Source organism: Bordetella genomosp. 6, assembly GCF_002119705.1.
In the GTDB taxonomy this organism is placed as follows: Bacteria; Pseudomonadota; Gammaproteobacteria; order Burkholderiales; family Burkholderiaceae_B; genus Bordetella; species Bordetella bronchiseptica_F.
Map to the genome: position 1 here is coordinate 2,763,332 of NZ_CP021107.1, position 21,699 is coordinate 2,785,030.

Genomic DNA, 21,699 nt, shown 5'->3' on the forward strand with positions numbered 1-21,699 from the left:
CCTTGACCAAGCGTTGTGCTTGTTCTCGGCAACGTTTCATCGAAGAGCTACGCCACTAGCTGATCGGTATTGCCCTTGGCGCTGAGGCCCGGACTTACAAACGTAAAACTACTCTGTTTTTTTATCGCTTTCGGACAAGCCAACTTCCCGGCCAATCTCTTCAAGCTCTAGCGGCTGTACTGCCGCCGTCAGTATTTCGCGTATTTCCGCGTCGGTGCTCCTATCGTTGAGCGCTGCTCGAACTTTCAACGCACGGTGCACCTCGGCGGGTAAATTCCTGATAAGCACATTTGCCATATCAATACCCTTTTGGTGTACCCGACAACCATGCTATCAAAGATATTAAAAATAGCAAGACCTATACTCTTGCAACCGGCGGTAGCCGATCAGCCCCGCAGGGCAGGATTCCCGTTGAGTGCCCCCGGCGCGAATAAGGGACAGTGAAGATAGATAACCGGCTTGCCGGTTAGCTAACTTCACCCATCCTGCCCGCATTTCACCCACTATTGAAAATCTAGCGCATATCGAACGTAAAGCGTTTTATCGTCAAACAAACACCGATTCTTGGCAACATAACCGTAATCGTCACCAAATCGGCCTGCAATCGACATAGTCGCTTCAAAATCGCTGCTCAATCGGCTTTAAATCGGAACCTAAAATGCCAACAATCGACACAAACCATTCGCCCCGATGGGGCGAGTTGGACGCCAAAAAAGAAGGGCATAACCCGCCCCTCAAGTGTCAATGAACACAAGAAATTTGCCTCCCCTCCCGTCATACCACTAAGGCGACGTATTGATACTTGAGGGGCAACCTTTCCTGATGTTGACACCTTCACGCAGGTTACTGGTTATGGGCGTCCAACACACACGGCTCATTCCTGCTTGGTAATAATAAGAATAATAATCTTCTTATTATTCTTACCGAACGAATGGGCACTGCTTAGCCATTTCACGTTTCGAGCCAAGGTTTCAGTACAGATAACTACAAGTGCACACAGCGGCCCTCCAGCACCGTTAGACGCAGATTCTGCTTCAGCTCATGGAATAAGGGACTCCGGGTTGTTTTCCCCTCTCACAAGGCGTTTCAGCGGCCACTGAAGCCGCCTTCTCTTCTTGGCGTTAAACCATCGGCCTATGGCCGATTGATAAAGCCCGCCAGGGCTTTATTGGCAAGGTCAGAACGCGCCCTCAAGGCGCGAGCTGCACCGCGCATGATGGATTATCTTTAGATAATCTTGGATGGATTTCCCAAACTGCCCGCAAAGCAGCGCACCGTCTGGGTTTTCCAAATTGGGACGGGGAACGTTACGACGGCAGAAGGGGAGCGTTACGACGGTAACAAGGGAACGTTACGACGGTAAACGGGTGCAGTTGCCGTGGGGCCAGGCCTCTTGATCTCCCATTTTCCCTTGGCGTATTCGTTCACTACCCAACCCACGGCGGCAAGTTCGGCCAGTGCCTTCCGGGCAGTCTGACGGCGTTTTTTCATAGCTTCGGCATTGGCTTCATCTGGCCAGACATAGCCGCAAAGCGTGTCCAGTTCCACGCGCCCGGATTTGCCGGGGTCGATCCAGCCGCATAGCCGTTGGTGCATCAGCCGTGCCGGATCAGTCTGTAGCACCCGCACTTCCGCCATGTCGATACGGGCATATGGACGATGCCCCAGGATCGCTTCGGCAATACGCGGATTCAGGGCAACCCATAGCCTGCCGTCCGTCTCGTCAAAAGCATGACTCATCAGGTGGAACGCGGCTTGCCGCCGTCCCTTCGTCACAAGGATGGTGACGTTCGACATGCGCAGCAGGCTGGCTTTGAGCGCCTTGATGTTGTCGCCGCTATCCGTCATGCCCGTTTCTGAGAGCAGTTTGGTCAGGCTCTCACGAACCACCAAGCCGTCTTGCTCAATGGCTTCGAAACGGGGTTCAAGGAATAGCCGTAGCTGTCGCCCCGTCTCACTGGTCGGTTCCGGGGTTAGCAAGATGCCGTTCGGGCCGCCAAGGGCCACGATGCCTTGCAAAAGACGCATATCATCGGCCCCGAGAGGTTCGAATCCGACGAAACGCATGGATTCGTCCTCGCCAAAGGTGTAGGTCACGTCCAGCTTGCAGCGTTTGCGATCGCCACGCTTGAGGCTGCGGAACAGGCCAGGTGCCAAACAGTGCGCGGGATCATGTCGGACGTGGGTCAGGTCATGCTTAGGCTTCTTCACGCTGTCTCCTTTTCACCTTGCACTGCCGCTCCAGTACAGCAGGCTTCAACACGCCGCCGTCGTGCCGTCTAAACCAGAGTTCTTGAAAAGGTGCGCCATAGTTGGCCTTGCTGACGCCAAAGCGGACAAAATACCCACGCTGACAATCATCGACCCCCAGTATCTCGGCCTCGCCTTGCGTCATGCCGGATAGGTACGATTGCCAACGGATGTTATCAACCAGTACGGACGATCCACGACTGGCCTGCTGTTGATCGCCCGACCCCATCATGGCTGCGCTTTTACTCGCGTGGTGCAGAAACACAATGGAGCAGCCTGTATCAGCGGCTATGGCCTCCATGTGCCCAACAACCTGCGCCATCGGCCCGCTAGCGTTCTCCTCCTCAATGTGGAAGCGCCGCAAAGTGTCCAAGATCATCAAGCGACGACCTTCAGCGGCTCGTTTGAGAGCATCGAACCAGCTAGCAGCCATGATGTTTGGGCATTTACCGATCAAGGGTTCAATGAGCAAACCATCAGCCACGGCTTGCCGTTCCGCTGCGCTGAGGTGTGCCCCAAGGGCGTGCAGACGATGGTGAATAGCGGCCGGTGGATCTTCAGCAGGCAGATAGACCACTTGCCCGGTGGGAAACTCGCCTATTTCAAGTAAATCAGGCCCGCCTGCAATCTGTGCAGCCAATTGAAGGGCCAACATGGATTTACCAGCCCCACCAGGCGACACAAGAGCACCAACAGTGCCAGCAACCATATTAGGCAGAACATAATCAATGGGTGGCGGCAATTCCGTGAAAGCCGCCATAAGATCAAGAGCCATATAACTAGCCCTCTATAGGGCCAGGTCGCGCAGCTTGATCACCCGATGATTTACGTGCCTCAATCCACTCTTCGACCTCTGACAAATCCCAGGCGACATTTCTACTGGTTAACGCGATACGGCGTGGAAAATCCCCTCGCTGCTCCAGGTTATAAATTGTTCGTGTCGAAAGCGGGATCATCTCCAGGAGCTTCTTCCTGTTGATGAGGGTCTTTATATTTTGCATGGGTCAATACCTCTCAAATGAATAGTTGCTATTCATCGAGTAGCTGCGCGAAGCAGCTAATCGGTAATTGACCTGCCCGATGCCAATGGCGGCCTTATTTATAAATTCACGGCATCAACTTCAATGCTATCAAAGATAGCAAAAACATCAACCCTTACTGCCTCCCGAAGTCCACTCATCAATCATATCGGCCCAATCCTGCAACATCGCCGCCCGCTGCTCGCGGTACTCAGCCTTGTTGTAGACAGCCCTCACGCCCTTCTGCTCGTGCGCCAGGCACTTCTCGATCCAGTCGGTGTTGTAGCCGGCCTCATGCAACAGCGTGCTGGCTGTGCGCCGCAAATCATGCGGTCCGAACTTGGTAAGTGACTTCCCATCTTTCTGCGCCGCCTTGTAAGTCAGCGTCAGCACCTGGTTAAGTGTGGCAGCGCTCATCGGCGCATCCGAGTCGTACCGTGATGGCAAAACGAAGTCGGAACCACCGGCAAAGGTTTTCATGGCAATGAAAATATCCAGAGCCTGCTGGGACAGAAATACCAGGTGCGGGTTACGGCGTTTCATCCGCTCCTTTGGAATCGTCCACAACGCTTCGCTGAAATTGATCTCGCTCCAGGTCGCATTGGTCAGCTCGCTCTTGCGCACCATCGTCAGCAATAACAGCTTGGCCGCCGCACGGTTTGTTGGGCTTGTGCCCACTCGCTCCATGTACTGGTACATCAGCCCAATTTCTTCTGGCGTCAACGCTCGGTCACGTGGCTCGAATCGAGCGATGCTTGTTGGGCGCACCAGTTCTGCCGGGTTTTCGACCTTCTGCCCACGCTCGATGGCCCAGCGAAATACCTGCAACACGATTTCACGCACATGAACGGCGGTGGCCGGTGCGCCTCGCTCAACAATGGCATCAGCCAGCGCCCGCAAGTCTTCGTGGGTGATCTCCACCAGCTTCTGATTGCTGAATTTCGGCTTCAGCTCACGCTCATAAACCGAGCGGCGCATATCGCGGGTGGAGTCGGCCATCTGGTAGCCACGCAGCCACTTCTCCGCCCAGGCACCGAACGTCTCTGCATCTTTCACCCGCGCCTTGTCTCGGGCTTTCTCCTTGGCCGGCGACTTGCCCGCCGCAACCATCTTCTTGGCGTCACCCAACAGCTCGCGGGCTTCGGCCAGGGTGATGCCACCGACACCATAACGCCCAAAGGTGATGGTCTCCTGCCGACCGTTGATTGAGTAGTTGTAACGGAACGAGATGGAGCCGGCTGGAGTCACTGCCACATAGAGACCTTCCCGGTCATTCACTTTGTAGAGTTTGTCCCTGGGCTTGAGATTGCGCAGCTTGGTATCGGTCAGCATGTACCTTGTCCTTCTTCGTCTCCGATACCATGCTGAAAAAATCTCGAATTTATCGTATTTTTTCTTACGAAACAGTAACTTATAGAATATTAATACCATGAACACACAAAAGAACGCAGCATGGTATCGGCATCAATCATGGCATCGCCAAACCATAATACCAGCTTTAATGCCATGCTCAAACGGTGCTTGGCGCTTCCTCCCGTTGCCAGATCGTGCCAAACACAAACAAAAAAAAGCCCGCAATTACGCGGGCTTAGCGGCATTTCATGCCATCAGGTGCCTGGCTGTGCCAGACGCGGAATCATTCCCACTCAATCGTCGCCGGCGGCTTGCTCGATACGTCGTACACCACCCGGTTGATGCCGCGCACTTCGTTGATGATGCGCGAGGAGACGCGCGCCAGCAGCGGGTGCGGCAGGGGCGCCCAGTCGGCGGTCATGAAGTCGAAGGTCTGCACGGCGCGCAGGGCGACGACGTATTCGTAGGTGCGGCCGTCGCCCATGACGCCGACCGACTTGACGGGCAGGAAGACGGCGAAGGCTTGCGAGGTGAGTTCGTACCAGGTCAGGCCACTGGCCGGGTCCTTGGCGTTGCGCAGTTCCTCGATGAAGATGGCGTCGGCGCGGCGCAGCAGTTCGGCGTACTCGTGCTTGACTTCGCCCAGGATGCGCACGCCCAGGCCGGGGCCGGGGAACGGGTGGCGGTAGACCATCTGCGGCGGCAGGCCCAGGGCCACGCCCAGTTCGCGCACTTCGTCCTTGAACAGTTCGCGCAGCGGTTCGAGCAGTTGCAGGTTGAGCGTATCGGGCAGGCCGCCGACGTTGTGGTGCGATTTGATCGAGGTGGCCTTGCCGGTCTTGGCGCCGGCCGACTCGATGACGTCGGGGTAGATGGTGCCCTGCGCCAGCCATTTGGCGCCTTGCAGCTTGCCGGCTTCGTCCTGGAAGACTTCGACGAATTCGCGGCCGATGATCTTGCGCTTGGCTTCGGGGTCGGCGACGCCGGTCAGCTTGCCCATGAACTGGCTGGTGGCGTCGACGTGGACGATCTTGACGCCCATGTTCTCGGCGAAGGTCTGCATGACCTGCTTGCCTTCGTCCAGGCGCAGCAGGCCGTGATCGACGAAGACGCAGGTGAGCTGGTCGCCGATGGCGCGGTGGATGAGCGCGGCGGCCACCGAGGAGTCCACGCCGCCGGACAGGCCGAGGATGACTTCGTCGCTGCCGACCTGTTCGCGGATGCGGGCGACCGCTTCCGAGATGTAGTCGGGCATGTTCCAGTCGCCTTCGCAGCCGCAGATGTCCTTGACGAAGCGCGCCAGCATGGCCTTGCCCTGGACGGTGTGGGTGACCTCGGGGTGGAACTGCACGGCGTAGAAGCCGCGGCTTTCGTCGGCCATGCCGGCGATGGGGCACGAGGCCGTGGAGGCCATCAGCTTGAAGCCGGGCGGCAGTTCGGTGACTTTGTCGCCATGGCTCATCCACACCTTGAGCATGCCGTGGCCTTCGTCGGTGGTGAAGTCGGCCAGGCCGTCGAGCAGTTTGGTGTGGCCATGGGCGCGCACTTCGGCGTAGCCGAATTCGCGGTGGTCGCTGAAGCTGACGGTGCCGCCGAGCTGTTGCGCCATGGATTGCATGCCGTAGCAGATGCCCAGCACGGGCACGCCCGCTTCGAACACGGCCGCCGGCACGCGCATCGAGCCTTCTTCGTAGGCCGATGCGTGGCTGCCCGAGAGGATGATGCCTTTGAGGCCCTGCGCGACCTGGTCGCGCACGAAGGCGTCGTCGACGTCGCCGGCATGGATTTCGGAGTAGACGCCGGCTTCGCGGACGCGGCGGGCGATCAGCTGGGTGACTTGCGAACCGTAGTCAAGAATGAGGATGCGCTGGTGCATGGAGATTCTGCCGGTTGGAAATAAAAGCGCACCGGCCAGAACCTGGCCGGTTCTGCCGGTGCGCGATGCATTGCATGATGATGACTGGACCCCGGGTCAGTCGGCGCGGTAGTTCGGCGCCTCCTTGGTGATCTGCACGTCGTGGACATGCGATTCACGCACACCGGCGGAGGTGATTTCGACGAACTGCGTCTTGGTGCGCATGTCGTCGATGCTGGCGCAGCCGCAGTAGCCCATCGAGGCGCGGATGCCGCCCACCAGCTGGTAGATGATGGCCAGCACGCTGCCCTTGTAGGGCACGCGGCCTTCGATGCCTTCGGGCACCAGCTTGTCGGCGTTGTTGGCGGGATCCTGGAAGTAGCGGTCGGCCGAGCCGTCGGCCATCGCGCCCAGGCTGCCCATGCCGCGGTACGACTTGTACGAACGGCCCTGGAACAGCACGACTTCGCCGGGGGCTTCCTCGGTGCCGGCGAACATGCCGCCCATCATGCAGGCGAAGGCGCCGGCGGCCAGCGCCTTGGCGACGTCGCCCGAGTAGCGGATGCCGCCGTCGGCGATGAGGGGCACGCCCGTGCCTTCGAGGGCCTTGGCCACGTCGGAGATGGCGCTGATCTGGGGCACGCCCACGCCGGCCACGATGCGCGTGGTGCAGATGGAGCCCGGGCCGATGCCGACCTTCACGCCGTCGGCGCCGGCTTCGACCAGCGCGCGCGCGGCGGCGGCGGTGGCGATGTTGCCGCCGATGACCTCGACCTTGGGATAGTTCTGCTTGACCCAGCGCACGCGCTCGAGCACGCCGGCCGAGTGGCCGTGCGCGGTGTCGACGATGATGACGTCGACGCCGGCGGCCACCAGCTTCTCGACCCGCTCTTCGGTGCCGGCGCCCACGCCCACGGCCGCGCCCACGCGCAGCTGGCCCTGGCTGTCCTTGCAGGCGAAGGGGTGTTCGGTGTTCTTGACGATGTCCTTGACGGTGGCCAGGCCGCGCAGTTCGAAGGCGTCGTTGACGATGAGCACGCGCTCGAGGCGGTGCTTGTGCATCAGCGCCTGGGCTTCGTCGAGGGTGGCGCCTTCCTTCATGGTGACCAGGCGGTCCTGCGGCGTCATGATGTTGCGCAGGGGCTGGTCGAGGCGGTCTTCGAAGCGCAGGTCGCGATTGGTGACGATGCCGACCAGCTTGCGCCCTTCGACCACCGGCAGGCCCGAGATGCCATGCTGGCGCTGCAGCGCGATGGCGTCGCGCACCTTCATGTCGGGGGTGACGGTGACCGGGTCGATGACGATGCCGAACTCGTGGCGCTTGACGCGCGCGACTTCCTTGGCCTGGTCATCGGCCGACAGATTCTTGTGGATGATCCCTATCCCGCCTTCCTGCGCCATGGCGATGGCCAGGCGCGCTTCGGTCACGGTGTCCATGGCGGCGGACACGAGCGGGATGTTCAGGGTGATGTTGCGGGTAAGGCGGGTGGTCAGCGAGGTGTCGCGCGGCAACACTTCGGAATAAGCAGGCACCAGCAACACGTCGTCGAAGGTGAGTGCTTTTTGAACGAGACGCATGGGAGACTCCGGGCGCAAAGCAAGATTATACGCCGGCTGTAAGAAGTTACTAGTAGGAACCCTAGGTTCCGGGGGGAATTTTGCCGGGCTGTACGCCCGGGGCAACACTGGCCGGCCCCGTGCATGCGCAGCTGGAAAATTTCACCCGGGTGATATTGACATCGAATATTTACCCGGGCAATATTTCCACCATTCAATTTCTACCCGGATTCGATTCACATCATGACGAGCCTCATGCCTGCCACCCATACCGCCTTCGTGGACCATGCCCTGCTGGCGGCCGGCTCGCTGGCCGAGGTGGCGCTGGCGGCGCGGCGCGCCGCCGATCGCGATCCCGGCGCCGCGGTGTTCATTTACGAGGATGCCACCGGACGCGCCATCGACGTGGACACGCGGGGCACGGACGCGGAGATCGTGGCGCGCCTGCCGGCGCCGGCGCCTGTCGAGCCCGAGGCCGAGCCCGAGGGCAGCCCCGCCCTGCCGCGCGGCCGCGGCCGGCCCAGGCTGGGCGTGGTGGCGCGCGAGGTAACGCTGTTGCCGCGCCACTGGGAATGGCTGGCCGGACAGCCCGGCGGCGCCTCGGTGGCGCTGCGCAAGCTGGTCGAGCAGGCGCGCCGCGAGCATGCCGGCGCCGACGCGCTGCGCCGCGGGCGCGACGCCGCCTACGCCTTCATGAGCGCGGCGGCGGGCAACCTGCCCGGCTTCGAGGAAGCCGCCCGCGCGCTGTATGCCGGCGACATGGCCAGGCTGGCGGCGCACACGGCCGGCTGGCCGGCCGATGTGCGCGCCTATGCCCTGCGGCTGGCCGGCGCGGCGGACGCGCCGGCCTAGAACGCCAGCCGGTAGGTGGCCGCCAGCCAGTACGACGGCATGCTGCTGTGCGTGGTCGTATTGAGCATCAGCGAGGCCGTGCCCGGGCCCACCGGCGCCTGCACGCCCGCGCCGAAGCGCAGCCAGTTGCGCTGGGTGGATGCGCCGTCCAGTTCGAACGGCATCAGGCCGATCACCTGGCCGCTGGCGCCTGCGCTGTGGCTTTCGAAGCGATGGGCGGCTTCCACCGTGCCCAGCAGTTGCACGTTGCCGCCCACCTGCACCGTCGCGTCCACACCCAGCCGCGCCACGTTGGCGTGGTCGGTGCGCGCATCCCAGCGCGCCGGGAAGCCGCCGCCATGCTCGGTGTAGCTGCCCACGCGGGTGCGGATGTAGCTGTAGTCCAGGTACGGGGTCAGCGCGGCGCGCTCCCAGGCCAGCGCGTCGCGCCAGTCCAGCCGCAGGCGCGCGGCCGTGGTGCGCAGCGAGGCCTTGCCGCTGCTGCGATCGTCCACGCCTGCGTTCAGGTAGCCGCGCCGCACGTTGAGGTCGCCATCGGCATACAGCGCGCTGGCGGTCAGCCACAGCGGCGTACGGGGCAGGTTCCACAGCAGTTCGGGCATGACGTAGGTCTGCCTGGCGGTGCTCTTGCCGTCGTACTCGAGGTACTGGCGCATGTTGCCGCCGCCCACGGCCAGGTTCAGCTGCACCTGCTCGTTGAAGCGATACGACAGGCCCGCCTCGCCCACCGCGGCGATGCCGTCCTGGCTGCCGTGCTCGGTGCGGCCCCAGTCGCCGGTGGTCCACATGCCGATCTTGCCAGCGGGCACCAGGCTGCGCAGCGGCGAGCCGTGCGCGCCATGCAGCAGCATGTCGGTGGAGCTGGTCAGGCTGGCCGGCAGCGCGGCGGCGCCGCCCAGGCTGGCCGCAAACTCGCGCAGCGTGATCAGGCCGCCGCCGGCGGGCTGGCCGCCCGGCTGGCTGCCCGGCTGGCCGCCCGGTTGGGGAGCGGGCTCGCCGCCGCCCGGGGAGACGGGATCGGGCACTTTGTCGGCGGGTGTGCGGGCCACGAAGGTATCGCCGTTTTGCATCATGCCCATGACGATGGTGCCATCGGCGTTGACGGCCAGCGCACGCCAGGTCTGGCCATCGGCAATCGTATAGCCATGGCCGCGCAGCCATTGCTCGACGGTGAGCATGCCGCCTGCCTGGGTCCAGCGGAATGCGCTCTGCTCGGTGATCAGGCCTATGCCGGTGCGGTCTACATAGCCCACCACGACGCTGCCGTCGGCGTTGACGGCATTGGCAAACGACTGCCCCGCCTCGCCCCCGGCGATGGTGCCCAGGTTGGCCGAGCCGCCCGCCTGGGTCCAGCGGAAGGCGCGCGCTCCGCCAAAGCTGCTGCCGTACGCGGTTCCCACCACCACCGAGCCGTCGCGGTTGGTGGCCGCCGCGTGCGAGGACGTACCGCCGCTGACGTGCGGCAGCAGATCAATGCCGCCGGAGGCGGTCCAGCGGTAGGCGTGGGGGGTGACCGCCACGCCACTGTATATATCGCCCACCACGACATTGCCGTCGCCGCTTATGCCGGTGGCAAGCGCAAACGAATGGGATTCGAAACCGCTGAGCGTCTGGATGCCCGTGGCCTGCGTCCAGCGGAACGGGCGGCGTTCCATCGCGCCACCCCATGTCAGCCACCCGACCACCACGCTGCCATCGGCGCTCACGCCCGAGGCGTACGATTGCGTGGCGCCATCCGTGCCTACGCCCAAGGGCTGGAACCAACTGCCATTGTCCCAGCGCGCGGCCTGCGACAAGCCCGCGATGACTATCGACCCTACCGCCACCCTGCCATCCTGATTGAGCGCCTGAAAGTTGCTCCTCTCGCCCGCAATGACGTAATACGGAAAGGGATCGGACAGCGGCCACATGGCCGCTTGCGGGTTGAGTCCGGGCACTATCCCGGAGCCGGCCAGGACTGTCGCGTCGCTGCTCATGGCCATGGGAACGAAAGTCGTGCCCGGGGGGACCGTCAGCTGGTGCATCCCCATGCCTACGGTAACCGGCGGCAAGGCCGGCGCGGCGCTTGCCAGCGCGGGACATGCGGCCAGCGCCAGGCCGGCCATGATGGGCCGCAGGCGCGGCGCCGAAAATACAACCTGCTTCTTCATGGAACCCCTCTGTCCGGCCTCCTGGCCGGAGCTGTTGTCTGCCGGCCCTCGGGCCTGGAAGGCAGTGTGGAAAAGGCCGCCGACCGGAATGGCCGGCGCACCGCAAGACCCGGCGCGGCCTGCGCGGATTTCGCATGGCACAGCGCGCCGTACGGTGCCGCGTTGCCGCGGCATCGGAAATGGAGAACATGGGAGGATGTGTCGCCGACGCCGCGCGCCCCCAAGGGGCGCCTGACGCCGGCATGCGCTACTCCGGCGGGGCCTGCACCGACTGCGCCAGCGTGACCAGCTCCACCTGGCGATGGCAGTCGGTCTTGCGCAGCAGGTTCTTGAGATGGCCGCGCACCGTCTGCTCGCTCAGGCCGGCGCGCAGCGCGTAGCCCTTGACGGTCAGGCCCTGGGCCAGGGCATGCGCCAGGCGCGCCTCGGCCAGCGTGACGCCCAACGCCTGGCGCAGCATGTCGGGCGGCGCCACGTCGGTCTGCGCGCCGGCGCCGATCGACAGCATGGCCAGCGGCACGCCGCGCCACGCCAGCAAAGGATGGCCGGCCTTCAAGGGCAGCACCGAAACCGCCACCGGACCTTGAGGGGTATGCACCATGAAGGCCCCCGCGCACGTCGGCTCGCCGCGCGCGCAGGCGCCGGCCAGCGCCTGGCGGAACCGCGCCTGCACCGACGCGTCGGCAAACCGCCAGGTATCGTGGCGCACGCGGCACAGCGCACCGGCCCCGGCCAGCACGCGCGCGGCCGGATTGGCGTATTGCACGGTCGCCTGCGAATCGAGCACCACGATGCCCTGGCGCAGCGCATCCAGCGCGGCCAGGCCGAACCCGGCCCGGTCCTGCAGGCCGGCGACGCGCGCGCGCAGCGCGCTGGCGCGCGCCAGGTGCGGGAGCGCGCGCTGGCACAAGGCGATATCGGAGGCGCGGAACATGCCGTCTTCGCGGGCGCGCATGATGCCGATCACTTCCTTGCGCGAGCCGTCCTCGCGCAGCGTCAGGCCCACGGTATGGCGCAGCCCCACCGACGGCAGCCAGTCGCTGTAGATGGCGCTGGAGGACATGGTCGAGGTATCGAAGCGCTCGTGGTCGATCACCATGCTGCCGGCCGGCATGGCCAGCACCGCGTGCATGCGCTCGTCGGTGCGGGCGTAGTGCTGCTCGTACTCGCGTGCCTTGCCCTGCGGAGCCTCGAACGTGGCCAACCCGTCGGAGACCGCGCCGTTGGCGCAGTCGACGGTCATCTGGTGGAAAAAGACCGCGCCCATGCGCGCGCGCAGCAGCTCGACGCCCGCGTACCAATCCCCGCTATCGACGATACCGTCGTACAGGAGCTGGGTAACGGCATCCGCGTCAGCATGCAGCGTGGCGTCCATGGTGCGATCCGGGAGGTGCGATAGAAATACGGCGCGATACGCCGTAAAGATACACCATTATTGCAACGAAAGTAACGCATCGTTGCATTAATGTAACTGCCGTTGTTTCCGTTCAACACCGTGGCAAAACGCCCTTTGACGCCTCGCTGCTACGCCCTGATATACCTCCAACCCTCATCCTGCAGCAGCGCGAGCGCCAGCACCGCCGCCTGGGGCAGCGCGCGCAGGGGCGCGCGCGCCGGCCGGTCCAGCCGGGCCAGCGTATTGGGGCACAGCCAGGTATGCGCGTCGGCCGGATGGGCCGGCGCATCCAGCGCGGCGGCCACGGCCGCAGCGTTGGCGACGATGCGCACTTGCGCGCCGGGCGCCTCCCTGAGCAGGTTGGCGGCGTTGTTGCGGGCGCGTTCGAGCGCGCCCGCGGTGGGGGCATGCAGCAGCACGCGAACCGGGGCGGCAGCGGTCATCACAATGCCCCGAAAAGCTGCGGCAACAGCGCCGGCGGCGCGCCGGTGCGCTTGCGCACGCGGCCGCCCTCCTCGCGCCAGACGATGGCCGGCGTGGCGCGCAGGCCCCATTGCGCCATCAGCGTTTCGTTGGCGTTGAGCCACGCCGCGATCTCGGCCGGGATGTCGGCCAGCGGCTGGATGCCGCGCTCGTCCAGGGGCTTGCGTTCGCCCGCGGCCAGCGCGCGCGTGTTGCTGGCGACGTGGCCGGCCTCGTGGTCGTGCAAGGCCTTGGCCGGGTCCGACGCGGCCAGGATGGCGGCCGCCTTGCCTTCGCTGCTGGCGGTAAGGATGCCGACCGGGATATGCCGCAACTGCACCTTGCCGGCCTCGACCCAGGGCCGCGCGTCGGCCCACAGCTTGTTGCAGTACGGGCAATTGGGGTCGGTGAACACGTACACGATGCGCGCCGCCTTGGCGTCGCCGTCGGCCACCCAGGCGCTTTGCTCCAGCGCGTTCCACAGCTTGTCCGACAGCGCTGGCTCGATGGCCTGCTCGAGCGCGGCCTGGGTCACGTCGCGGCCGTCGGCGTCGAACATGGTGCCGACGATGACGTGCTTGCCGTCGGGCGTGGCATACAGCGCGACGGGGCGGTCGCCGGCGTGCGCGGCCCAGGCGGTCAGCCCGCCGGGCGAGGGAAAGGTGCCGAGGATTTCAATGCCGTGCTGTGCCAGCGCCGCGATGGGCGCCGGGGGCTGCCGGGCCTGCGCGGCGCCCGCGACCAGCACGGCGCCGGCGAGTGCGGCGCAGGCGCGCCGCACTCGGGCGGCGGCGTTCGGCAGGATGGGATCAGGCATGACGGACGGACTCCTTGAAACGGGAAAGATCAGGGGGTGGCGCGCAGCGCGCCCAGGCGCTGGGCCAGGCTGGCCTGCGACAGTTCGCCCAGCCGGGTGTCGACCAGGCGTCCCTGCGCATCGAAGAACAGGGTGGCGGGCAAGGCGCGGTGGCCGAAGTACGCGCCGGCCTGCGTGTCGGGGTCTAGCAGCACGTTGCGCAGCGGCATGCCGAGTTCCCGCAGGTAGGCGTTGACCTGCTGCGCGTCCTCGCCCTGGTTGACGAACACGAAGTGCACGTCGGGCCGGGCCGCCTGCATGCGTTGCAGCATGGGCATCTCGCGCCGGCACGGCGGGCACCAGCTGGCCCACAGGTTCAGCACCACGGGCTTGCCGGCGAAGGCGGCCAGGCTGCGCGGCGCGCCGTCGGGCGCCGCCAGTTGCAGCGGCGGCATGGCCTTGGTGGCCGCCGGGGCGCCGATGCCCAGCGCGGCCGCCCCGACTGCCCACACCAGGGTGGCGGCCGCCAGGCCGGCCAGCAGCGGCCGGCGCCGCGGCCCGCGGCGGCGGGCGAACCACAGGCCGCAGGCCCAGGCGCCGGCGAAACCGGCCCAGGCCAGCCAGCCGCCGTCGCGAATGTCCAGTACGTCCCATGGCGATTGCAGATAGGCCTCGCGATGACGCCAGACGAACGCCAACCGGGCCGCCAGCAGACCGGCCAGCAGTACCCGCATCAGCGGCATCTCGCCCGCGCCGGCCCGGCCGGCCTGCCAGCGCGCCGCCAGGCTGCCTGCCGCCACGCAGGCCAGCATCAGCAGCAAGGCGGTCGGCAGCATCAGGGGGCCGAGCTGCACCATCGCGCTCATGCCTGCCACCCCGTGCGCCACAGCAGCACCCCGGCCACGACCACGCACACCAGCGCAAATAGCTGCTGCAGGCGCGCGGTGGGCAGGCGCGGCGCGAGCACGCGGCCCAGCACCATGCCCAGCACCGCGGCGGCGACGAAGGTCCAGGCGGACGCGTCCAGGACCAGGCCGCCGGCCACGGCATGGCCGACGGTGACCGCCGAAATCAGCGCGATGACCATCAGCGAGGTGGAAACGATGGCGTGCATCGGGGCATCGCTGAACTGGCGCAGCGCCGGCACGATGATGAACCCCCCGCCCACGCCCAGCAGGCCGGTGAACAGCCCTGAAATCGCGCCGATGCCGCCCAGCGTGGCGGCGGCGCGCGGCGTCCAGACGAACCTGCCCGTCTGCGGCGAGATGTGGCAGGGCCGCTCGGCCTGCTCGTGGGCGCCAGCCGGCGCGGACAGCGACTGGCGCAGCATGCGGCCGGCAACCAGCAGCATCACCAGGGCGAACAGTCCGCTCAACCAGGGGCCGGGCGCCAGCCGGGCCAACTGGGCGCCCCAGGGCGCCACCAGGCCGCCGACGACGGACATCAGCGCGGCGGCCTTGTAGCGCACCGTGCCGCGGCGCAAGCCTTCGGCGCTGCCGACCGCCGCGGCCAGCCCGACCGCCATCAGGGCGACCGGCGCCGCCTGCGGCATGTCCATGCCCAGGCCCAGCACCAGTGCGGGCACCGCCAGGATGCCGCCGCCCGCCCCTGTCAGGCCCAAGGTCAGGCCCAAGGTCAGGCCTATCAATATGCCCAGGAATCCACCCACCATGCCGCCCGCCGCACATTATGACAAAAAGAAATAAGCAAATTATTATAAGTAATTTAGACAAGCACATCAACACGCCGCGGCCTGTGCGGATGGAGGCCCAGGCATTTTGTCTGCTCGGAATCGTCGCGGGCTACGCGTCTCCGCCCCGGCGTTGCTTGGCGTATTGCTTTTGCCACCAGGACGAGCGCGCATGGCGGCGCGCCTTCGCGCCGGCCGGCCGGCGCGCCGGGCGGGTCCTGGCCGCGCCGACTTCCGGCTCGGCGCCCCGGTCGCGGCGCTGGCGTTGCGTGCTGTGTTCGACCAGCCGGCGCGCGCGCGCCGCATAGGCGTCGGCCAGTTCCAGCAGGCGGTCGTCGTCGAGGTTCTCCGCCTCGGCAAGCGCCACGTCGGCGCCCTTCACCGCCACCAGCAACTCGTCCAGCTTGACGTGCAGGGCCCGGCTGTCCTTGTTCTGCGCCTGCTGGATCAGGAACACCATCAGGAAGGTCACGATGGTCGTACCGGTATTGACGACCAGTTGCCAGACCTCCGAATAGCCGAACAGCGGCCCGGTGGACGCCCACGCCAATATCGCCGCGCACGCGGCCGAAAAGGCGATGGGCGATCCGGTCCAGCGGGTTACCGCCGTGGCGAAATGGTCGAACAGCCGGGACAGGGGCCGGAGGCGGCCGGCCCCGCCATTGCCTGCCCGGCGGATGATCCGGCGGCCGCGGTCGTCGTCGGCGGTTTTCTCGCGCATGCCACGTCTCCTTCGATGCGACGCCGCAGGCCGCGCATTTTTCGTGCCTGCCACGCCGCGGGCGCGCGGTCCGATTGGTTAAACTGCCGTCTTTGCCCGCGCCGCCAGGCGCGGGCCGGTTTACCGATTACGGCAATGTCCAACACGCACGAAGTCCGCCCCGGCCAGTCGATCGAACTGCTCAAGGCCCTGCACATCCTGACCCGCGACGGCAAGATGAACCAGGACAGCCGGCGCAAGCTCAAGCAGGTCTATCACCTCTACCAGTTCATCGAGCCGCTGCTGCAAAACGCCAGGGACGCGCGCGGCGCCGTCACCCTGGTGGACCACGGCGCGGGCAAGTCGTACCTGGGCTTCATCCTGTACGACCTGTTCTTCAAGGACCGGCACGACGCCTCGCACATCTACGGCATCGAGACCCGCGCCGAACTGGTCCGAAGCGCGACCGAACTGGCCGCGCGCCTGGGCTTTGGCGGCATGTCGTTTCTCAATCTCTCGGTGGCCGACTCGATCTCGTCGGAACAGTTGCCGCCGCAGGTCGACATCGTGACCGCCCTGCACGCCTGCAATACCGCCACCGACGACGCCATCCGCTTCGCCCTGGCCAGGCAGGCGCAAAGCATCGTGCTGGTGCCCTGCTGCCAGGCGGAAGTGGCGGCCGTGCTGCGCAAGAACAAGGCGCGCGCCCTGGCCGACCCCATGGCCGAGCTGTGGCGCCATCCGCTGCATACGCGCGAGTTCGGCAGCCAGCTCACCAATGTGCTGCGCTGCCTGCAGCTCGAGGCCCATGGCTACCAGCTCAGCGTGACCGAACTGGTGGGCTGGGAACACTCGATGAAGAACGAGCTGATCATCGCCCGCCACCAGCCCGACAGGCCCCGCCGCGAACCCGCGCGCCGCCTGCGCGAAATGCTGGAACGCATCGGCCTGCAGGAGCTGAGCGAGCGCTTCCACGTCCCCGCGCAAGCCTGATCCGGCGGCCGCGCCGCCGCGCAACCCGACGCGCCTGGGAATAACCCTAGCTGGACGCCCGGACAAACTGCATACAATATCCTGTTTGTCTGGCCGATAGCCGGCCAGCGCACCGCGTATCCCGATCCACCGGGGCACCGCGCGGCCCGTGCCGGTCGCGCCGCCAACCCGTTTCCTTGTTCCAGGGAGGCCGTTGTATGCGCTTGACCCGACGCCATGTCCTGCAGGCCCTCGCGGCCCTGCCCTTCACCGTACGCCCGTCCTGGGCCCAGGACGCCTACCCATCCCGCCCGATCCGCCTGCTGGTGGGCTTTGCCCCTGGCGGCCTGACCGACATCGCCGCGCGCGCCCTGGCCGAACGCATGTCCAAGGCCATGAACGCCAGCGTCGTGGTGGAAAACCGCCCCGGCGGCCAGGCCATCATCGCCACCGTGGCGGTGGCCCGCGCCGAGCCCGATGGCTATACGCTGGGGTTTGCCGGCACCAACGGCATGATCCTCAACCCGCTGCTCTACAACAACCTGCCCTACAAGCAGGCCGACTTCAAGCAACTGGGCTCGATGGGCAAGTCGCCCATGCTGCTGATCGTGCACCCGGACCTGGGCGTGCGGAACGTGCAGGAATTCATTGCCCTGGCCAAGCAGAAGCCGGGCGAGATCACCTGCGCCCATGCGGGCCGCGGCATCATCAACCACCTGGCGCTGCTGCACTTCCAGTCCAAGACGGGCACGCAGTTCCAGGACGTGCCATACAAGGGCAGCGGCCCGGCGCTGCTGGACCTGATGGCCGGCACGGTCAAGAGCACGTTCGACTTCCCCACCTCGTCGATCGCCAACCTGCGCGCCGGCAAATACAAGGCGCTGGCCGTCACGGCGGACCAGCGGCTGAGCAGCCTGCCCGATGTCCCCACCATGAAGGAGGCCGGCCTGGACGGCTTCGAACTCTACACGCGCATGATGATCTCCGGGCCGGCGGCCATGCCGGCGCAGGTGGTCGGCAAGCTGGAGGAAGCGGTGCGCGCGGGCACGGCGGATCCCGGCCTGATCCAGCAGTTCGCCGACCAGGGCGTGACCATCGAGTTCACCTCGGCCGCCGACATGGACCGTGTCATCGCCGAAGAGTCGGCCATGTGGGAACAGGTGATCAAGGCCAACAACGTGCCGCGCACCGACCTGAAAAGCTGAGGAGCCCTGAGATGCCGCCACGCATGAGCGTCGCCCCCGAACGCGCCCTGATCGATGTGGATCGCGAGATCCGCATCGACGGTTTCGGCCCTTACGCCTGCATCGACGTCACGGCCGAAATGCGCATGTGCGACGTGCCGTGGCGCTCGCGCGCCACTTTCCTGGCGGGCGCCGACGGCAGCCTGGACCTGGGCCGCGACAGTCCGGTCAGCGGCGACTATGCCGAGCCCGGCGCCATGGGCCTGGTCTGGTCGATGCAGTGCCAGGACCTGCCCCGGGCCGTGTTCCCGCCCGATCGCACCGACGCGCTGACCGTGCACATCACGGCCAGCGACGGCCGGCACGAGGCCCGCGCGACGCTGGTGCAGGAGTTCCTCGCCGAAGGCGTGCGCCACCAGGCGGTGCGCGCGCAGGCCGGCGGCATGAGCCTGTCGGGCGAGCTGTACACGCCGCCCGGGCCGGGCCCGCATCCGGCTGTCATCTACATGAACGGTTCGTCGGGCGGCGTCAACGCGCCGCGCGCCGCCCTGTTCGCCGCGCGCGGCTACCAGTGCCTGGCGCTGGGCGTCTTCAACTACGAAGGCCGGCCGAAATACCTCAACGACATGCCGTTGGAGTACCTCGAACAGGCGCTGCGCTGGGTGCGCGACACCCTGAGCCCGCGCGACGGCTTCGTGGCCATCTCGGGCATCAGCCGGGGCGGGGAAATGTCCTTGCTGGCGGCCAGCCACTTTCCCGAACTGGTCAGCGCCGTGGTGGCCTACGTGCCGTCGCCGGTCATGCATGGCGTGGTCAGCGCCGGCGCGCCCGGCACGGGCCGCGACGCGCAGGTCTGGACGCTGGGCGGCAAGCCGCTGCCGCATCTGTGGCAGGACAACGCGACGGCCGATTGGGAGGCCGCCTATGCCAGCGATCCGCCCTACCGCCAGAGCCACGCCTTCATGAGCGCCTCGCGCGACGCGCGCGCCTTCGAGCGCGCCCGCATTCCCATCGAGCGTTACGCTGGGCCGCTCATGCTGATCAGCGCCTCGGACGACGGCTTCTGGCCCAGCACCGCCTACTCGGAAATCGTCGTGCGGCAACGCCAGGCCGCATGGCCCGATCGGCCCGCCGAGCACTACGTGTGCCGCGGCGCCGGACACCACGTGCACTATCCAAACCTGCCCGCCACGCTCATCAGCAAGCCGCACGCGATGTCGGGCCTGCTGCTCGACGCCGGCGGCACGCCCCCGGCCAACGCCCACGGCAACGCCGGCTCGTACCGGGCCATGCTGGACTTCCTGGAACGCGCGCAGGCGGCGTGACGGCGGCGCCTGTCCCGGCAGGGACAGGCGCCTCTCACTCCATCAGCTTGCGCCAGCCTTCCTCGCCCAGCTCGCGCATGGTCTCGATGTTCTTCTCGTAGATCTCGGCGGCATCGGGGAACGCTTCGACCGCCTTGTCGATGCTGGCCTCGCGCAGCAGGTGCAGGATGGGATAGGGCGAGCGGTTGGTGTAGTTCTCGATATCGTCCGGATCGGTCTCGGCGAACTGGAAGCGCGGGTGGAACGTGGCGACCTGCAGCTCGCCCACCAGCCGCATGCGCTTGAGCAGGCGGTCGGAGAGATCCTCGAAATCGTTGAAATCGTAGAAGTCGTCCAGCGCATCGGGCAGGATCAGCAGCGTCGTGTCGATCTCCTGCGGGTCGGCCTGGCTCAGGCGCATCAGCTCGTCTTCCAGATCGGTCAGCACGCCTTCCGCATCGGTGGCGTCGCTGACGGCATAGCGCACCTGGCCCCTGGCCTGCACCGCCTTGGCGAAAGGACAGAGGTTCAGGCCGATCACGGCCTTGTCCACCCATAGCCTGACTTCGGCCGCCACGGCCGCGCCGGTTTGTACATCGACAATCACGCGTTCATCCTTGATAACTTGCGGGCACGGGCCCTATTCGGTGGGCAGCGCCGCCATGGTCTGCGCCACGGCCGCGGTCAGTTTCTTGCCGTATGGCACATGCAGGAACTCGTTGGGCCCGTGCGCGTTGGACTTGGGACCCAGCACGCCGCACACCATGAACTGCGCCTTGGGAAAGCCTTTCTGCAGCATGCTCATCAGCGGGATCGTCCCGCCCTGGCCGATATAGCCGCACGGCGCGCCATAGTACTGCTGCGACGCGGCGTCGAGCGCCTGGGTGAGCCAGTGCGCCGACGCCGGCGCGTTCCATCCCGTGGCCGCGCCTTCGTTGGCGTGAAAAATGACCTTGGCGTTGTACGGCGCGTCGCTCTCGAGCAGGCCCTTGATCTCCTGCGCCGCCGCCACCGCGTCCACCAGCGGCGGCAGCCGCAGCGACAGCTTGAACGCCGTGCGCGGGCGCAGCACATTGCCGGCGCTGGTCAGCGGCGGCAGGCCTTCGGCGCCGGTCACCGACAGCGTGGGCCGCCAGGTGCGGTTGAGCAGCGCCTCTTCGGGCTCGGTGGTCATGGGCAGCACGAAGCCGCCCTCGGCGCCGCAGCTCCAGGGAAAGCGGCGCCACACTTCGTCGCCCAGGATGCGCGCGGTGGCGCGCACCTGCTCGATGCGCTCGGCCGGAATCTCGCAATGCAGGCTTTGCGGCAGCAGGCGGCCGCTGGCGCTGTCTTCCAGGCGGTCCAGCAGATGGCGCAGGATGCGGAAACTGGAAGGCACCACGCCGCTGGAGTCGCCCGAATGCACGCCTTCGTCCAGCACCTGGACCTCCAGCGTGCCGGCCACCATGCCGCGCAGCGACGTGGTCATCCACAATTGATCGTAGTTGCCCGCGCCCGAGTCCAGACAGACCACCAGCGCCACGTTGCCCAGGCGCTCGCGCAGGGCATCGACATAGGGCAGCAGGTCGTAGCTGCCGGACTCCTCGCAGGTCTCGACGATACCCACGCAGCGCGGCCGGGGAATGCCTTGCTTGTCCAGCGCCATGATGGCGGTCAGCGACGCGTAGATGGCGTAGCCGTCGTCGGCGCCGCCGCGACCGTACAGCTTGCCGTTCTCGTACTTGGGCGTCCACGGGCCGAGGTCGGCGCGCCAGCCCGAGAACTCGGGCTGCTTGTCCAGGTGGCCGTACAGCAGCACGGTATCGCCGTTGTCGGCGCGCGTGGCCGGCGCGTCGAAGAAGATCACCGGCGTGCGGCCAGGCAGGCGCACCACCTCCAGCGTCAGGCCGGACACCTTCTGGCTCTCGACCCAATGCGCCGCATCGCGCACCACCCGCTCGATGAAGGCATTCTTTTCCCAGTCCGCATCGAAGGCCGGGCTCTTGGCCGGTATCGCGATGTAGTCGGTGAGCGCCGGGATGATCTCGTTATCCCATTTGTCGTCCACGAAGGCTTGCAGCGCATCGGGGTCGAGGGTGGGCGGCAGGGCGTCGTCGGGTATGCGGGCGTTCATGGCGGAACCATCCAGTGCGGGAACGAAGCCGCCATTTTATGCCTGC

General features: G+C 66.1%; 20 protein-coding genes. 4 read left to right on the top strand and 16 right to left on the bottom strand.

What is annotated here, in order from left to right; genetic code table 11:
- Positions 1-108: 108 nt before the first annotated feature.
- The 7 genes from CAL11_RS12985 to guaB all read right to left on the bottom strand — a co-directional run bounded on the left by CAL11_RS12985 (position 109) and on the right by guaB (position 8,055).
- The gene (locus CAL11_RS12985) at positions 109-297 is read right to left on the bottom strand and encodes a FitA-like ribbon-helix-helix domain-containing protein (protein WP_000024442.1); all 189 of its coding nucleotides are present in this window, start codon (positions 295-297) and stop codon (positions 109-111) included.
- Positions 298-1,329: 1,032 nt separating this feature from the next.
- Positions 1,330-2,211, bottom strand: coding sequence for a replication protein C, IncQ-type (gene repC, locus CAL11_RS12990; protein WP_000743064.1), 882 nt, complete (start codon positions 2,209-2,211; stop codon positions 1,330-1,332).
- On the bottom strand, positions 2,198-3,025 hold the full coding sequence (locus CAL11_RS12995; protein ID WP_001162384.1) for a helicase RepA family protein: 828 nt from the start codon (positions 3,023-3,025) through the stop codon (positions 2,198-2,200). Before CAL11_RS12995 ends, repC begins: the two co-directional genes overlap by 14 nt.
- A 4-nt stretch (positions 3,026-3,029) precedes the next feature.
- Entirely contained in the window at positions 3,030-3,251 is a 222-nt protein-coding gene (locus tag CAL11_RS13000) for a helix-turn-helix transcriptional regulator (protein WP_001179606.1), read from the bottom strand.
- Positions 3,252-3,398: 147 nt separating this feature from the next.
- A complete protein-coding gene (locus tag CAL11_RS13005; RefSeq protein WP_000954590.1) occupies positions 3,399-4,601 on the bottom strand; it encodes a tyrosine-type recombinase/integrase in 1,203 nt (400 codons plus the stop codon).
- A 304-nt stretch (positions 4,602-4,905) separates the two neighbouring features.
- Positions 4,906-6,498, bottom strand: coding sequence for a glutamine-hydrolyzing GMP synthase (guaA, locus tag CAL11_RS13010; RefSeq protein ID WP_068926468.1), 1,593 nt, complete (start codon positions 6,496-6,498; stop codon positions 4,906-4,908).
- 96 nt (positions 6,499-6,594) lie between these two features.
- On the bottom strand, positions 6,595-8,055 hold the full coding sequence (gene guaB, locus CAL11_RS13015; RefSeq protein WP_086093196.1) for an IMP dehydrogenase: 1,461 nt from the start codon (positions 8,053-8,055) through the stop codon (positions 6,595-6,597).
- A 222-nt stretch (positions 8,056-8,277) separates the two neighbouring features.
- Here guaB and CAL11_RS13020 point away from each other — a divergent pair, with 222 nt between their 5' ends.
- A complete protein-coding gene (locus tag CAL11_RS13020) occupies positions 8,278-8,886 on the top strand; it encodes a DUF2239 family protein (RefSeq protein WP_086093197.1) in 609 nt (202 codons plus the stop codon).
- Here the strand turns inward: CAL11_RS13020 and CAL11_RS13025 are convergent.
- The 7 genes from CAL11_RS13025 to CAL11_RS13055 form a co-directional block, all read right to left on the bottom strand.
- Positions 8,883-11,036, bottom strand: coding sequence for an autotransporter domain-containing protein (locus CAL11_RS13025; RefSeq protein WP_086093198.1), 2,154 nt, complete (start codon positions 11,034-11,036; stop codon positions 8,883-8,885). The genes CAL11_RS13020 and CAL11_RS13025 overlap by 4 nt on opposite strands.
- Before the next feature lie 247 nt (positions 11,037-11,283).
- Entirely contained in the window at positions 11,284-12,411 is a 1,128-nt protein-coding gene (locus tag CAL11_RS13030; RefSeq protein ID WP_086093199.1) for a helix-turn-helix transcriptional regulator, read from the bottom strand.
- A 149-nt stretch (positions 12,412-12,560) separates the two neighbouring features.
- The gene (locus CAL11_RS13035; protein ID WP_208617554.1) at positions 12,561-12,878 is read right to left on the bottom strand and encodes a hypothetical protein; all 318 of its coding nucleotides are present in this window, start codon (positions 12,876-12,878) and stop codon (positions 12,561-12,563) included.
- The gene (dsbG, locus tag CAL11_RS13040; protein WP_086093201.1) at positions 12,875-13,711 is read right to left on the bottom strand and encodes a thiol:disulfide interchange protein DsbG; all 837 of its coding nucleotides are present in this window, start codon (positions 13,709-13,711) and stop codon (positions 12,875-12,877) included. Before dsbG ends, CAL11_RS13035 begins: the two co-directional genes overlap by 4 nt.
- A 29-nt stretch (positions 13,712-13,740) precedes the next feature.
- Positions 13,741-14,556 (bottom strand): TlpA family protein disulfide reductase, encoded by an 816-nt coding sequence (locus tag CAL11_RS13045; protein WP_086094583.1) that lies wholly within the window; start codon positions 14,554-14,556, stop codon positions 13,741-13,743.
- Complete coding sequence (locus CAL11_RS13050; protein ID WP_086093202.1) at positions 14,553-15,362, bottom strand: sulfite exporter TauE/SafE family protein; 810 nt, start codon at positions 15,360-15,362, stop codon at positions 14,553-14,555. The genes CAL11_RS13045 and CAL11_RS13050 overlap by 4 nt, the downstream gene beginning before the upstream one ends.
- A 130-nt stretch (positions 15,363-15,492) precedes the next feature.
- Positions 15,493-16,101 (bottom strand): low affinity iron permease family protein, encoded by a 609-nt coding sequence (locus tag CAL11_RS13055; protein WP_086093203.1) that lies wholly within the window; start codon positions 16,099-16,101, stop codon positions 15,493-15,495.
- A 135-nt stretch (positions 16,102-16,236) separates the two neighbouring features.
- Here CAL11_RS13055 and CAL11_RS13060 point away from each other — a divergent pair, with 135 nt between their 5' ends.
- The 3 genes from CAL11_RS13060 to CAL11_RS13070 all read left to right on the top strand — a co-directional run bounded on the left by CAL11_RS13060 (position 16,237) and on the right by CAL11_RS13070 (position 19,561).
- Positions 16,237-17,073 carry a class I SAM-dependent methyltransferase gene (locus CAL11_RS13060; RefSeq protein WP_086093204.1) on the top strand — a complete coding sequence of 279 codons (837 nt, stop codon included), beginning with the start codon at positions 16,237-16,239 and terminating at the stop codon, positions 17,071-17,073.
- Positions 17,074-17,270: 197 nt separating this feature from the next.
- The gene (locus CAL11_RS13065; protein WP_068926476.1) at positions 17,271-18,257 is read left to right on the top strand and encodes a Bug family tripartite tricarboxylate transporter substrate binding protein; all 987 of its coding nucleotides are present in this window, start codon (positions 17,271-17,273) and stop codon (positions 18,255-18,257) included.
- A gap of 11 nt (positions 18,258-18,268) precedes the next feature.
- Positions 18,269-19,561 (top strand): alpha/beta fold hydrolase, encoded by a 1,293-nt coding sequence (locus tag CAL11_RS13070; RefSeq protein ID WP_086093205.1) that lies wholly within the window; start codon positions 18,269-18,271, stop codon positions 19,559-19,561.
- 34 nt (positions 19,562-19,595) lie between these two features.
- Here CAL11_RS13070 and CAL11_RS13075 read toward each other — a convergent pair whose 3' ends face one another.
- Complete coding sequence (locus CAL11_RS13075) at positions 19,596-20,147, bottom strand: DUF1415 domain-containing protein (RefSeq protein ID WP_086093206.1); 552 nt, start codon at positions 20,145-20,147, stop codon at positions 19,596-19,598.
- 33 nt (positions 20,148-20,180) lie between these two features.
- A complete protein-coding gene (locus CAL11_RS13080) occupies positions 20,181-21,653 on the bottom strand; it encodes a M20 family metallopeptidase (RefSeq protein ID WP_086093207.1) in 1,473 nt (490 codons plus the stop codon).
- Positions 21,654-21,699 lie beyond the last annotated feature (46 nt).